This window comes from Polynucleobacter sp. JS-JIR-II-b4, assembly GCF_018687815.1.
GTDB lineage: Bacteria > Pseudomonadota > Gammaproteobacteria > Burkholderiales > Burkholderiaceae > Polynucleobacter.
In genome coordinates, this window is sequence record NZ_CP061306.1 from 634,495 (window position 1) to 646,875 (window position 12,381).

At 46.1% G+C, this 12,381-nt stretch carries 14 protein-coding genes; 6 read left to right on the forward strand and 8 right to left on the reverse strand.

Going from position 1 to position 12,381, the window contains the following annotated elements:
* The first annotated feature begins 17 nt into the window (after positions 1-17).
* The 3 genes from ICV90_RS03230 to ICV90_RS03240 all read left to right on the forward strand — a co-directional run bounded on the left by ICV90_RS03230 (position 18) and on the right by ICV90_RS03240 (position 4,021).
* Positions 18-2,414, forward strand: a complete 2,397-nt coding sequence (locus ICV90_RS03230; protein WP_215359660.1) for a xanthine dehydrogenase family protein molybdopterin-binding subunit — start codon at positions 18-20, stop codon at positions 2,412-2,414.
* A gap of 129 nt (positions 2,415-2,543) precedes the next feature.
* The gene (locus ICV90_RS03235; protein ID WP_215359662.1) at positions 2,544-3,320 is read left to right on the forward strand and encodes a 3-hydroxybutyrate dehydrogenase; all 777 of its coding nucleotides are present in this window, start codon (positions 2,544-2,546) and stop codon (positions 3,318-3,320) included.
* Positions 3,321-3,427: 107 nt separating this feature from the next.
* Positions 3,428-4,021, forward strand: a complete 594-nt coding sequence (locus tag ICV90_RS03240; RefSeq protein ID WP_215359664.1) for a urate hydroxylase PuuD — start codon at positions 3,428-3,430, stop codon at positions 4,019-4,021.
* 76 nt (positions 4,022-4,097) lie between these two features.
* On the opposite strand, the gene ICV90_RS03245 is transcribed toward ICV90_RS03240, so the two are convergent.
* From ICV90_RS03245 to ICV90_RS03255, 3 genes are read right to left on the reverse strand one after another with little or no spacing between them, the layout of a single operon-like run.
* On the reverse strand, positions 4,098-5,267 hold the full coding sequence (locus tag ICV90_RS03245) for an NAD(P)/FAD-dependent oxidoreductase (protein WP_215359665.1): 1,170 nt from the start codon (positions 5,265-5,267) through the stop codon (positions 4,098-4,100).
* Positions 5,268-5,324: 57 nt separating this feature from the next.
* The gene (locus tag ICV90_RS03250) at positions 5,325-5,492 is read right to left on the reverse strand and encodes a rubredoxin (RefSeq protein ID WP_068321654.1); all 168 of its coding nucleotides are present in this window, start codon (positions 5,490-5,492) and stop codon (positions 5,325-5,327) included.
* Positions 5,493-5,552: 60 nt separating this feature from the next.
* The gene (locus ICV90_RS03255; protein WP_215359667.1) at positions 5,553-6,038 is read right to left on the reverse strand and encodes a rubrerythrin family protein; all 486 of its coding nucleotides are present in this window, start codon (positions 6,036-6,038) and stop codon (positions 5,553-5,555) included.
* A 144-nt stretch (positions 6,039-6,182) separates the two neighbouring features.
* On the opposite strand from ICV90_RS03255, the gene ICV90_RS03260 reads away from it, so the two are divergent.
* Complete coding sequence (locus ICV90_RS03260; RefSeq protein WP_215359670.1) at positions 6,183-7,088, forward strand: hydrogen peroxide-inducible genes activator; 906 nt, start codon at positions 6,183-6,185, stop codon at positions 7,086-7,088.
* Positions 7,089-7,159: 71 nt separating this feature from the next.
* Positions 7,160-8,260 (forward strand): alkene reductase, encoded by a 1,101-nt coding sequence (locus ICV90_RS03265; protein ID WP_215359672.1) that lies wholly within the window; start codon positions 7,160-7,162, stop codon positions 8,258-8,260.
* A 56-nt stretch (positions 8,261-8,316) separates the two neighbouring features.
* Here the strand turns inward: ICV90_RS03265 and ICV90_RS03270 are convergent, their stop codons facing one another.
* The 5 genes from ICV90_RS03270 to ICV90_RS03290 form a co-directional block, all read right to left on the reverse strand.
* Positions 8,317-8,493 carry a hypothetical protein gene (locus tag ICV90_RS03270; protein WP_215359674.1) on the reverse strand — a complete coding sequence of 59 codons (177 nt, stop codon included), beginning with the start codon at positions 8,491-8,493 and terminating at the stop codon, positions 8,317-8,319.
* A 1-nt stretch (position 8,494) separates the two neighbouring features.
* On the reverse strand, positions 8,495-9,031 hold the full coding sequence (locus tag ICV90_RS03275) for a cytochrome b (RefSeq protein ID WP_215359676.1): 537 nt from the start codon (positions 9,029-9,031) through the stop codon (positions 8,495-8,497).
* Positions 9,032-9,126: 95 nt separating this feature from the next.
* Complete coding sequence (locus ICV90_RS03280; protein WP_215359678.1) at positions 9,127-9,318, reverse strand: hypothetical protein; 192 nt, start codon at positions 9,316-9,318, stop codon at positions 9,127-9,129.
* Between the two features lie 23 nt (positions 9,319-9,341).
* Positions 9,342-10,094, reverse strand: coding sequence for a hypothetical protein (locus ICV90_RS03285; RefSeq protein WP_251367781.1), 753 nt, complete (start codon positions 10,092-10,094; stop codon positions 9,342-9,344).
* A 48-nt stretch (positions 10,095-10,142) separates the two neighbouring features.
* Complete coding sequence (locus tag ICV90_RS03290; protein ID WP_072582955.1) at positions 10,143-11,288, reverse strand: alpha-hydroxy acid oxidase; 1,146 nt, start codon at positions 11,286-11,288, stop codon at positions 10,143-10,145.
* Between the two features lie 148 nt (positions 11,289-11,436).
* On the opposite strand from ICV90_RS03290, the gene ICV90_RS03295 reads away from it, so the two are divergent.
* Positions 11,437-12,339: a DMT family transporter gene (locus ICV90_RS03295; RefSeq protein WP_215359679.1), complete on the forward strand. Its 903-nt coding sequence runs from the start codon at positions 11,437-11,439 to the stop codon at positions 12,337-12,339.
* Positions 12,340-12,381: the final 42 nt, after the last annotated feature.

Below are 12,381 nucleotides of genomic sequence, written 5' to 3' on the forward strand. Positions count from 1 at the left end.
ATTAAGGAAAACGTATTATGAATAAGCCAAGTGATTTAAAAGGAATGGTGCTGGATCCTGTAACAAATGATCAGCGATACATAGGTCATAGCGAACCAAGACATGGAGCTCGTCGTCTGCTTGAAGGTCAGGGCACTTACATTGACGATATTCAATTGCCTCGTATGGCGCATGTGGTGTTTTGGCGCTCTCCAGTAGCACACATGAAAATCGGCAAAATTCATACAGAGTATGCTAGCAAGATGCCCGGTGTTCTTGCGGTTGTAGATGGCGTGCAAATGGCGAAAATTTGTAAGCCTTGGGTAGCCACTTTAGGTCACCTAGCTGGTATGAAGTCTGCCCCTCAACACGCCTTAGCAATTGATCGTGCTTGTTGGCAGGGTGAGCCGGTGGTGGCGGTCGTTGCAGAAACTAGAGCGCAGGCGGAAGATGCTTTGCAGCATATCGATGTTGAGTGGGAAGAGTTGCCGGCAGTCGTTTCCATGGAAACCGCGCTTGATGCAGATACTCCGGTTATTCATCCCGACCTTGGTGATAATTTATGTTTTACCCGTAGCCTCGATGTCGGTAATGTAGATGAAGTATTTGCAACTGCCGACGTAGTTGCAGAAGCCACCTTTGGATTTGGCCGTCATACCGGTGTCACGCTCGAGCCGCGCTGTCAAATTGCAGATTACAACCCAGGTGATCGTCGCCTTACTGTGTACCACTCGCAACAAGCGCCACACATGATGCAAGATTTGTATTGCCGTCAGTTTGGGCTTTCAGAATCAGATGTACATGTCATTTGCAAGGATGTGGGCGGATCTTTTGGTATTAAGGTTCACGCCTATCCAGATGATTTCGCTACCGTAGGGCTAGCCATGATGCTTGAGCGCCCCGTGAAGTTTGTTGCAGACCGTCTTGAATCATTCACTAGTGATATTCATGCGCGTGAGCATCGCATTAAAGGACGTATAGCCGCCAATAAGGCGGGCGATATCTTGGCCTTTGAGATCGATGATCTGACTGCAATTGGTCCATACTCCATGTTCCCTAGAACTAGTGCTATTGAAGGCAATCAAGTCGTGAACTTGGTCGGTGGTCCTTATAAGCATCAAAACTATCGCGCTAAGCTGAATGTCGTTTTTCAGAATAAAACACCAACCTGTCAGTATCGTGGCGTAGGCCATCCGATTGCTTGTGCTGTGACCGAAGGCTTGGTAGATTTGGCTGCGCAAAAATTGCAAATGGATCCACTCGAGTTTCGTAAGCGCAACGTGATTCCGGATGACGCTTATCCCTGCTCCGGAATTTCTGGAATTAAGTTAGAAGTTCTCTCGCATGAACAATGTTTGCGAACCATTGAAAAAATGATGGACTATTCCGCCCTGCGCAAAGAGCAGGCTGAGTTGCGCAAAAAAGGAATCTATCGCGGCATTGGATTTGCAACATTGATTGAGTTAACTAATCCAAGTCCCGCTTTTTATGGAGTGGGTGGCGCACGTATTGCCTCGCAGGATGGCGCTACTGTTCGCATGGATCCTAGCGGTGTGGTTTCGGTATTGATTGGTGTTGGTGAACAAGGTCAAGGTACTGAAGGTATCTATACCCAGATTGCTGCCGATGCTGTTGGGGTTCCAATCGATCAAGTACGTGTTATTACTGGTGATACCGATGTCACTCCTTATGGTGGAGGTACCTGGGCATCACGTGGAGCTGGTGTTGGCGGTGAAGCAGTTCTCTTGGCTTCTCAAGCCCTGCAAGAAAACATCATTAAACTTGCGGGCGCTATTTTGAATCGACCTGTTGCTGAATTAACTGCTCGTCGTGGATATATCCTTGATAAAGCGACTGGTGAGCAATTATTGCCCTTTAGTGAAGTGGGTAGAGTAGGTTATTTCCGTACAGATACTTTGCCGGCTGGATTTTCTGCTGATCTCATGGTGACGCGTCACTACACACAAAAAGAATATCCATTCATCTTTACGAATGGAGTGCAAGCGTCTTACGTTGAGGTTGATCCAGATACCGGCTTCGTGAAGCTATTGAAGCATTGGGCGGTAGAGGACTGTGGTCGCGTTATCAATCCAATGTTAGTCAACGAACAAGTGCGCGGTGCAATCGTTCAGGGTATTGGCGGCGTTCTGTTCGAAGAGTGCCTCTATGACGAAAGTGGTTTGTTGCGCAATGGCAGCATGGCGGATTACTTAGTGCCGATGGCTAATGAGATGCCGGATATTGAGGTTGCTCACGTCGAGACGCCTACCCAATCTTCCAAATTGGGTGCTAAAGGGGCGGGTGAGGCTGGTACAGCCGGAGCGCCAGGTGCAGTTCAAAACGCTATTAATGATGCCTTGGCACCATTAAATGCATCCGTCTTTGATCAGCCCATCACCTGTGAAAAGATCCTGCGGGCTCTCAAGAAAATCTAGCTTTAAATAGGCTTTGACCACCCTGGTGCATCACCTCCGGGGGTGGTTCAGCACATCCTGTAACATCAAGTTTTGGGGCCCATAAAGCAGTCTGCAGCCCTTTTTAGTTAACTTGATACGGTAAATGATATGTCCACATTAAAAGGTAAAACAGCCCTAGTTACTGGCTCTACTAGCGGTATTGGCTTAGGAATGGCTATTGCATTGGCTAAACAAGGCGTTAACATCATGGTCAATGGTTTTGGTGAGAAAGATGAAGCCATTGCTCAAATTAAAGCCTGTGGTGTAGAGGTTGATTACCATGGCGCTGATATGAGTAAGCCCGCGGAGATTGAAGACCTGATCAAGCAAACAGAGAAGCGTTTTGGCTCACTTGATATCTTGATTAATAACGCCGGCATTCAGTACACCGCGAACATTGAAGAGTTTCCAACAGATAAGTGGGATGCCATCATTGCTATTAATTTAAGTTCGGCATTTCATACAACACACCATGCCTTACCTGGTATGAAAAAACGCAACTGGGGCCGCATTATTAATATCGCCTCAGTACATGGCTTAGTAGCTTCTACTCAGAAGGCTGCCTATGTTGCTGCTAAGCATGGCATTGTTGGATTGACTAAAGTGACAGCTTTGGAAAATGCGCGCACTGGCATTACTTGCAATGCAATTTGCCCGGGTTGGGTATTAACCCCGTTAGTTCAGAAACAGGTAGATGCTCGCGCAGAACGCGAAGGCATTTCTAATGAGGCAGCAAAGATCGCCTTAGTATCTGAAAAGCAGCCCTCTGGAGAGTTTGTGAGTCCAGAGCAATTGGCAGCCTTAGCGGTTTTCCTCTGTGGGCCAGATGCCTCTGAAGTTCGTGGAGTAGCTTGGAATATGGATGGCGGTTGGACAGCTCAATAAGAGCTAAGTCATTATTTTTAGTCAGAATTCTGGATTTCGGCCCGCACAAACAAAATCAGCAGAATCGTTTATAGTTAGACCCATTATTACTCATAGGAGATCCTTTCATGGCATCAATCTTGACCTCTTTAGGACGTACCGTTTTTGCGGGTTTTGTCCTCCTCGCCCTTATTATTTTGGCTTTAGGCGGTAACTTTAGTTCTGCCGAACTCCCATTTATTTTCCGTTGGTTGCACGTGATGTTTGGTGTGATGTGGATTGGTTTGCTCTGGTACTTTAACTTTGTGCAAATTCCATCAATGCCAAAGATTCCTGATGAGCAAAAGCCAGCTATTGGAAAAGTGATTGCTCCAGCAGCATTGTTCTGGTTCCGTTACGCAGCTTTGTTTACTGTGCTAACCGGTTTGATTGTTGCCGCTTTAAATGGTTACCTACACCAAGCATTTACATTGCAAGCTCCATTCCGCGCAATTGGTTTAGGTATGTGGATTGCTTTAGTAATGGCCTTTAACGTTTGGTTCATTATTTGGCCAAATCAAAAACGCGCTCTTGGCATCGTTGCTGTTGAAGCTGACGTTAAGGCAAAATCTGCTCGCGTTGCGATGTTGACATCCCGTTTAAATACATTGTTATCCGTACCAATGTTGTTCTTGATGGTTGCTCAATCACACAACACTACATGGTTTGTAATCGTTTCTTAATCACTACCAGTTGTAAAAATAAAAGGCCCGCATCGCGGGCCTTTTTGTTTGATCAATCAAATAAATTTCAGGGGATTTAAGCCAGAATAGCTGGCAGCTCCTTGGTGAGGGCGCCACGTTGTGCGGTAGCGGTACCCATCAATACAAAGCCCAACAACTTGCCGTCAGCCGATTCAAAACGAGACTCTAGACCACCTTCAACGGAGGTTGTCGTCCAATTGCCTTCGGCACCTTTAGCTGGCGGAGAAACGATGGTAGCCAAAGCGGGGGTTTTGACCATCACCGGCATCGCTGGATAGGTGAGTGCAGTAGTTTGTCCGATTAAGGTTGGCGCCAACGCTCTTGCTGCTTGCATGATGGGCATTACGTAAGGCAGGACTAAGCCGTCCACCTCTGCGCAATCTCCAATAGCAAAGATGTTTTTAATATTGGTTTCGAGTTCGCGGTTTACCTGAATGCCGGTTCCTGTGTTAATGCCACATGCTTTAGCTAATTCAATTCTAGGCTTCAGACCAACAGCCGATAAAAATACGTCGCAAGAGATTGTGTTGCCATTAGCTAGCGTGACCTGCAAAGAGTCTCCGTGACGATCAATTGCTTGCACGGTTGTAGAAAGGTGCCAACGCACGCCAGCCGCACTGAGCTTCTCCTGCAGCTCTAGAGCTGCAGCTTCAGGTAAGAGGCGACCCAGAGCTTGTGGAGCTAAGTCAATCACATCTACTTCATAACCGCCCAGTACTAGATCGTTGGCAAATTCACAGCCAATCAGGCCTGCACCCAGAATAGCAATTTTCTTTTTTCCATTAATTGCATTGCGAAAGCGCGCATAGTCTTCCAGATCATTTACTGTGATGACTTCGTTCGCGGCACTCCCTTGAAGTGGGAGACGAATTTGATCGGCACCCAATGCCATTACTAGTTTTCCGTAAGGAACTTCACCTTTGCTGGTGTGAATAGTTTGTGCACTAGGATTAATTGCGCTTACGTCGCACTCACCCAAGACGGTCATTTCTAGTTGCGTTGCCATGCCATCAGCTGGTGTGGAGATTAATTGCGCCGCTTCTTTCTTACTCGCAAGAGCGGTGGAAAGCATGGGCTTGGAATAAAAGTAACCAGGCTCACGTGTTACCAGCGTAATTGGTACTACTTTATCCAGTTTACGAATTTCTCGAATGACAGTGTAGCCAGCCAATCCACTGCCAATGATGACAATTACGGATTGGGATTGAGGGGTAGTTTGATCCAAAGCTAGGCTCTCCAAGTGACGAATAGGTAAACAGGGTAAAGGGATGTTGAAGTGGTCTTAGCTTACCTGAACCATTTCAAAGTCTGCTTTTGCTACACCGCAATCAGGACATTCCCAATCTTCTGGCACATCAGCCCAGAGAGTTCCAGCTGGAATACCATCTTCGGGAATTCCTTTGGCTTCGTCATAAATATAGCCGCACACGATACATTGGTAAGTTTTCATTTTGATTCCTTAAATAGTCTATTGATTTTAAATTTAATTTCTAATTATTTCTGGATTCGTTTAATGAGCTGCAAAAACCTTAGCTTTTTCCAAAGCCTGCTTGTAATGGTTTGCATGACGCTCTTCAACGTTTGCTAACGCAGCGAAGCGTTTTGCTGCTTTTGCCAATACCGCCTGAAATTGCTCAGCATGCTCTTTAGATTCCGCAATTTGCTCATCGATTTCTTGTATGGCCGCAGCATTGCCTTCTTCAACTGCCGTTTTCCGAAAGGATGGGTACATCTCGGTGTATTCATAGGTTTCGCCTTCAATGGCAATCTCTAAGGCGCGTGCAGGAGTAATGGTGCCGGCAGGGTAGAGTAAGTCTAAGTGGCCAAAGGCGTGCATCACTTCTTGGTCAGCGGTAGCTTCAAAGATCTTTGCGGTTTCTTCGTCGCCAGCAGCGCGAGCCAATTTAGCAAAGTAACGATACTTAATATGAGCCATGGATTCACCGGCAAAGGCGGACTCTAAGTTTTGGATGGTTTTGATTTCTGGACGTGCCATTTTGATTCCTTTATTAAGACATACGGTTTGTTGAGTGTTCTTTGTTGCCTTCTCAACCATGAATGCAGTGTGCGCCTTATTTATTGATCAGTCTAATCAATCATTATGATAGTATTAATCTAATTATTCGATAATGGAGTAAAAATGGCTTATTTACCGTCCTTAAGGCAGCTGGGGTATTTCGTTGCATTAGCCAAAGAGCTTAATTTCACGCGCGCAGCCCAAGCCTGTTTTGTCGGTCAATCGACTTTAAGTGCGGGCCTGAAGGAGCTGGAAGAGGCATTAGGAATACATTTGGTAGAGCGTGATCGACAGAATGTATCCATTACTCCAATGGGGTTGGAGGTTCTGGAGCGTGCCAAGCTGATCTTGGCAGCATCTGAAGATTTGGTGGAGTATGCGGGCGCAACCGGCAAACCCATGACCGCCACAATTCGTTTGGGCGTCATACCAACTATTGCACCATTTTTATTACCAACAGTGCTTCCGGAAATTCGTAGTCGTTTTCCAGAACTTAAAATTACACTCAGAGAAGATCTCACTGCTAATCTGCTCTCTAGATTAGCAGAGCATAAATTGGATTTTGCTTTGATAGCACTTCCATATGATGTTGAGGGTCTTCTCGTTCAGGAATTATTTGACGACCATTTTTGGTTGGTTGCCAAGGAGGGGGATCCCGCCTTGAAGGGAAAAGAAGTGACCTTACCTGCCAAGATGGCCGAACGCCTCTTGCTGCTTGAAGAGGGGCATTGTCTACGAGAGCATAGTTTGCAAGCGTGCAAGCGCACTGACATTCGTAAGGCTGAGGGGATGGAAGCTACTAGCTTGTTGACCTTGTTGCAAATGGTGGAGTCTGGACTTGGTATTGCCCTGCTTCCTGGAATGGCCGTAAAAAGTAGTCTATTGAATAACTCTGAGTTAGTCGCAAAAGAGCTAGCCTCACCAGCACCCAAAAGAGTGATTGCTTTGGTTGCGCGACCCTCTACCGCACATACTCAAGAATTTAACGCGCTAGCAGATTGCATACGCGAACAATTTGGAACTGCATAATCACATCCTAAGCAATATTTGCTAATCCTTGTTACAGTCAACCCTCTTTTTACTTATTTAAAAGGCAGCAAATGTCAGGCAAAGAAATCATGTTCACTCCGGTAAATCTGGGGGCACTTCATTTAAAAAACCGTTTAGTGATGGCACCGCTCACGCGAATGCGTGCAGTTGATGGTGATGTTCCTAATCCATTAGCTAAAACCTATTACGCACAACGTGCGAGTGCCGGACTCATTATTACCGAGGCAACACAGATTTCTCCATTGGGTAAGGGTTACCCAGCGACGCCTGGAATCTATTCGGTGGAACAAACCGCTGCATGGAAAGAGATTATTGGGGCAGTTCATGCCAAGGGTGGTTCGATTGTTGCGCAGCTGTGGCACGTGGGCCGCATCTCCCATTCTTCCTTGCATCCAGAGCAGGGTGTACCTGAGGCGCCCTCTGCAATTGCTGCGGCTGGTCAAACGTATGGCGCAGATTGGAAGTTGCATGATTATGAGACTCCAACGGCAATGAGTTTGGAAGATATCGCTCGCTTGCTCAAAGAGTTTGAGGCGGCAGCGCAGAATGCAAAAGCTGCAGGCTTTGATGGTATTGAAATTCACTCGGCCAATGGCTACTTGCTGGATCAGTTCTTGCAAGACAAAACTAATCAACGTACGGATGAATATGGCGGCTCGATTGATAATCGCCTGCGCCTATTGGGTCAAGTGATCGAGGCTGTAAGCAAAGTATTCCCGAGCGATAAAGTGGGAGTTCGCCTGTCACCATACGGCACTTTTAACGATATGGGTGATAGCGATCCGGTAGCATTGTTCACTGCTGCAATTAAGAAGCTCAATGGCTATAACTTAGCTTACGTGCATATGATTGAGCCTCGCTCAACCAGTGCTGGCGGTGGCGATCAAGTCTTTGAAGATGCTCCTATTACCTCAGAGATGTTCCGTGCTGCTTATCAGGGAAAATTCATCACCGCTGGTGGCTACGATCAGGCAATGGGTGAGAAGGTGTTAGAAGATGATTTGGCTGATGCAGTTGCTTATGGCCGTCTCTATATTTCTAATCCAGATTTAGCGGAGAGATTTCAGCAGGGTGCCAAACTAAATCCATACAACCGCGCTACTTTTTATGGTGGTGAAGAGGTGGGCTATACAGACTATCCAACTCTGTAATAGAAACCCCAGAGTCTTGGGGTGCTGAATAAATAATCCCACCCAAAGAGGTGGGATTATTTTTTGTCTTCTGGGTCTTTAAGAAGGCCGTATTGGTTTGCTACAAGTAAAAAGGCAAGAGACGCGCAACCCATAGCAAAAAATTGCCATTGATGCAGCATCGCGGTGCCCACCACCGTCATTAAGACGGTCCAGCCTATTGCCATCTTGGCTTTTTTAGAGAGAGGTTTCATTTTAGGGATTAACTTTATTCAACATACGACGAAGTGTATCGTCCTTTACAACGTAATGTTGCCATAAGCCTGCTAAAGCATGAATACCAATCAAAAAGTAGAGCGAGTTTCCTAAAAATTCATGGATCCCTTCAACTACTTTCTTCATCTCTGGATTAGGGGTGACTAGCTGAGGCCACACCAAGCCAAAGAAGTGGATATCTTTGCCGCCATACTGAAAATATAAGATGCCAAAGATGGGCGATATCAAGAGTAGGGCATACAGCAGCCAATGCATTACCTTGGCTAATGAAATGAATAAAGCCTTTGGGTTTGTGGGCTCAGGAACGCCATAAGTCAAACGGATGATGAGGCGAAGAGCCATAGCTATAAAAATGAGCTGCCCAATAACGCCATGGATTGATTTGCATAGCTCACGAGGCTCGCTGCCTTTGGGAAACTGTCCTTTGAGCTCAATCACTACAAAAGCAGCGACCACCAGGAAGAAAACAAGCCAATGAAAGAAGATGGAGGCAGGGTGGTATTTGGTTTTCGGCATTGCATATGGATGTTAAGTGAATTCATCACAAATAATAATGAATCTCATTAACATTATTAATGCCGGGGACTTTAACCCCTAGGGGGTATTTAAATCTAGTTATTGAGTCTAACCTTGGCGCTGAGCTCATTTACTAGGCCACGCTTATCTATTTGTGAGAGCCTAAGAGCCTCAACTTCAAAATCTAGCTGACCAGGATGGAATTCCTCATCATTCTGCAGATCGATGACATAAGTCCACACCAGTTCGCGACCACGGTTTTTAAAAACATCTACTACTCGTTTCATCTGGACCGCCTTTATGGTAAAGCTTATTGATTGCCGATGGATGGATTGGCAATTTTCATCTGTTGGCTTAGGTTGTTTTTTAGCGCCACTAAGTTTCTCGCTTCAATCCGAATGACTCCACCCCTTGGGCTATCAATGTCAGCAATCAAAAAGAAAGATACCGAGATAACAAAAGGGAAGATCATGAATAGACCGACGTTCTTCTCAAAATTCCGCGCGCCAAATCCAACCAAAAGATTTGCGCAAATAGCGATTGCTGCCATCAATGCCCAAGCCGTAAGAGGGATGCGATTCCACCAAGCTGCTTGTACATAGCCTTGAGAATTCAAAACATCATTCATACCTGAGGCAACTAATGCAATAGAGGCGGTGTGTTGCGTGCGAACATTGGGCAAAATCTCATTCCAAAGGGCGGTTTGCAGTTGATCTGTTTTACTGCGAATCTCTTCAATCTTTTCGGAGGGCTGCTTGGAATAAAACAAAATACGTTGATCTACATATTGAAGTAAGAGGTCCTTCGTTGCGGCAGCCGCCTTTGGAGGCAGAAGATCAGCTCTTAAGAATTCAGTCCCAATGGCATTCGCCTCGCCTTCCTCAAAGATCTCGCGCTGATCATGGCGATTAATGGCCATTGAGAAGGTAAAGCCAATAATTAATGCCAGCAAGGTTAGGGTGGCAGTCTGAATAATGCCGAGATCTGCAGATGTCTCAGTATCTTTTGTACGGTAGCGACTCAGTGCGGCATATCCAAACCAAACAGAGAAGGCAAATACCATAAGTGAGACACCAAAGACAGCAAGAGGGTAGTTGAGGATAGGGAAAATTTAAAAGGTTCCTGGATACAAAATATCTTTAGTCACATTCTGAATATCGCGATGGCCTGTGAATGCCATGGTGATATCCAACTCATTGTGAATTAACTCTAAACACTTGGTGACACCAGCCTCACCCATGGCTCCTAAGCCATATAGGAAAGGGCGACCAATCATCGTGCCGCGTGCGCCTAAGGCCCATGCTTTTAAAACATCTTGACCTGAGCGAATACCACCATCCATCCATACTTCAATATCTTTACCAACAGCATCCACAATTCCAGGTAAAGCCTGAATGCTAGAAATCGCCCCATCTAATTGACGGCCGCCATGGTTAGAGACAATTAAAGCATCAGCGCCTGAATTTGCTGCCAAGCGCGCATCACCTTCATCTAAGATGCCTTTGATAATGAGCTTTCCACCCCAGAGTTTTTTAATCCATTCCACATCACCCCAGTTGAGGCCCGGATCAAATTGTTCTGCAGTCCAAGAGGACAGTGAAGACATATTGCCAACACCAGTAGCGTGACCGACAATATTGCGAAAGGTTCTGCGTGGCGTCATAGCCATACCCAAGCACCAGCGTGGCTTAGTCGCCATATTAATCATATTGGCAATCGTCAGTTTAGGAGGGGCGGAGAGACCATTCTTTAGATCCTTGTGACGTTGACCTAAGATTTGCAAATCCAGAGTCAAAACCAGTGCGGAACATTTGGCGGCTTTAGCGCGCTCAATCAAGCGCTCAATAAAACCGCGATCTTTCATGACGTAGAGTTGGAACCAAAATGGTTTTGTGGTGTGCTCCGCCACATCTTCAATTGAGCAAATGCTCATAGTAGATAAGCAAAATGGCACACCAAACTTTTCAGCAGCCTTGGCTGCCAAAATTTCACCATCGGCATGTTGCATGCCAGTAAGGCCTGTAGGTGCCAGCGCTACTGGCATTGCAACCTCTTGGCCAATCATGGTTGTCTTGGTGGTGCGGTTAGTCATATTGACCGCTACACGCTGACGCAATTTAATCTTTTGAAAATCGGATTCATTGGCGCGATATGTTGACTCGGTCCATGATCCAGAGTCTGCATAGTCGTAGAACATCTTAGGGGTGCGCTTTTGATGGAGGACCCGCAAGTCTTCTATATTGGTAATGATTGCCACAATGTATCCTTCTTTTTGATGCTATTTTGTAGAAGCAAAATCTTAATTTAAGCTCTATCTTAGCAATACCGGGGATTTGTTTCTACAATGCTAGGGTATCCCTTGCTTGGGGACCTCAAATAACTACTTCCCCATTAAACCCCTCTGTATGTACCAACTGAATTTCGCCACCATTGCCTACTTGCTTACAGCTACCGCCTTATGGGCAGGCAATGCAATCGCTGGGCGAGTATTGGTTGGAAGCATCTCCCCAATTACCTTAAGCGCAGTCCGCTGGGGATTGGCCGCCTTACTGTTACTTCCTTTGGGTTGGCGTGTGCTGATGCCAGGAAGTGCTTTATGGCAAAACAAGAAACGTTTCCTCCTTTTGGGTTTATTCGGGGTAGGTAGCTACAACGTACTGCTATATCTCGCTCTTCAAACATCTACCGCCATTAACGTCACCCTGATCGGTGCCAGCATGCCCATCTGGATGTTATTTATTGGCGCGGTGTTTTATCAAGTAAAGCCTAGCATCTTGCAGATGATTGGCGCAGTGGTGAGCTTGTTAGGTGTTGGTATTGTACTTACCCGTGGAGACCTATCGGCCTTGCTGTCTATGCAAATGGTAGTAGGCGATCTTTTAATCATGTTAGCCACCATCTTGTGGGCCTTTTATAGTTGGATGTTAAGTCGTCCAGGCACCAGCACAGAACGCCAATGGCCATGGGCTGAATTTTTAATGGCGCAAGTAACAGTGGGTCTATTGTGGACGGGATTTTTTGATGGTTTTGAAATTGCAGCTGGCCATGCTTTTCTGGATCTCAATTGGTGGACCGCCTCATTAATTGTCTTTGTCGCAATTGGCCCGTCCTTAATTGCTTATCGTTGCTGGGGTCTGGGTGTGAATGGGGCAGGGCCTACGGTTGCCGCTTTTTTTGCTAATTTCATACCCTTATTTACTGCGCTTTTATCAGCCGCCATGCTGGGCGAGCCTCCCCAACTATTTCATGGGCTCGCCTTTGCTCTGATTGTTGCGGGTATAGTGATCTCCTCTAAAAGGGGTAGGTAAATCTGGCAAAACAGGCAAAAATGCCCTTTTAAGCAGGGTTTT

Coding starts and splice junctions, on each gene's coding strand:
- ICV90_RS03255 (WP_215359667.1), bottom strand. CDS start 6,038: ATGGCACGTCCAGAAATCAAAACCATCCAAAACTTAGAGTCCGCCTTT.
- ICV90_RS03280 (WP_215359678.1), bottom strand. CDS start 9,318: ATGAAACGAGTAGTAGATGTTTTTAAAAACCGTGGTCGCGAACTGGTG.
- ICV90_RS03270 (WP_215359674.1), bottom strand. CDS start 8,493: ATGAAACCTCTCTCTAAAAAAGCCAAGATGGCAATAGGCTGGACCGTC.
- ICV90_RS03285 (WP_251367781.1), bottom strand. CDS start 10,094: ATGGTATTTGCCTTCTCTGTTTGGTTTGGATATGCCGCACTGAGTCGC.
- ICV90_RS03230 (WP_215359660.1), top strand. CDS start 18: ATGAATAAGCCAAGTGATTTAAAAGGAATGGTGCTGGATCCTGTAACA.
- ICV90_RS03250 (WP_068321654.1), bottom strand. CDS start 5,492: ATGAAAACTTACCAATGTATCGTGTGCGGCTATATTTATGACGAAGCC.
- ICV90_RS03265 (WP_215359672.1), top strand. CDS start 7,160: ATGTCAGGCAAAGAAATCATGTTCACTCCGGTAAATCTGGGGGCACTT.
- ICV90_RS03240 (WP_215359664.1), top strand. CDS start 3,428: ATGGCATCAATCTTGACCTCTTTAGGACGTACCGTTTTTGCGGGTTTT.
- ICV90_RS03235 (WP_215359662.1), top strand. CDS start 2,544: ATGTCCACATTAAAAGGTAAAACAGCCCTAGTTACTGGCTCTACTAGC.
- ICV90_RS03260 (WP_215359670.1), top strand. CDS start 6,183: ATGGCTTATTTACCGTCCTTAAGGCAGCTGGGGTATTTCGTTGCATTA.
- ICV90_RS03295 (WP_215359679.1), top strand. CDS start 11,437: ATGTACCAACTGAATTTCGCCACCATTGCCTACTTGCTTACAGCTACC.
- ICV90_RS03275 (WP_215359676.1), bottom strand. CDS start 9,031: ATGCCGAAAACCAAATACCACCCTGCCTCCATCTTCTTTCATTGGCTT.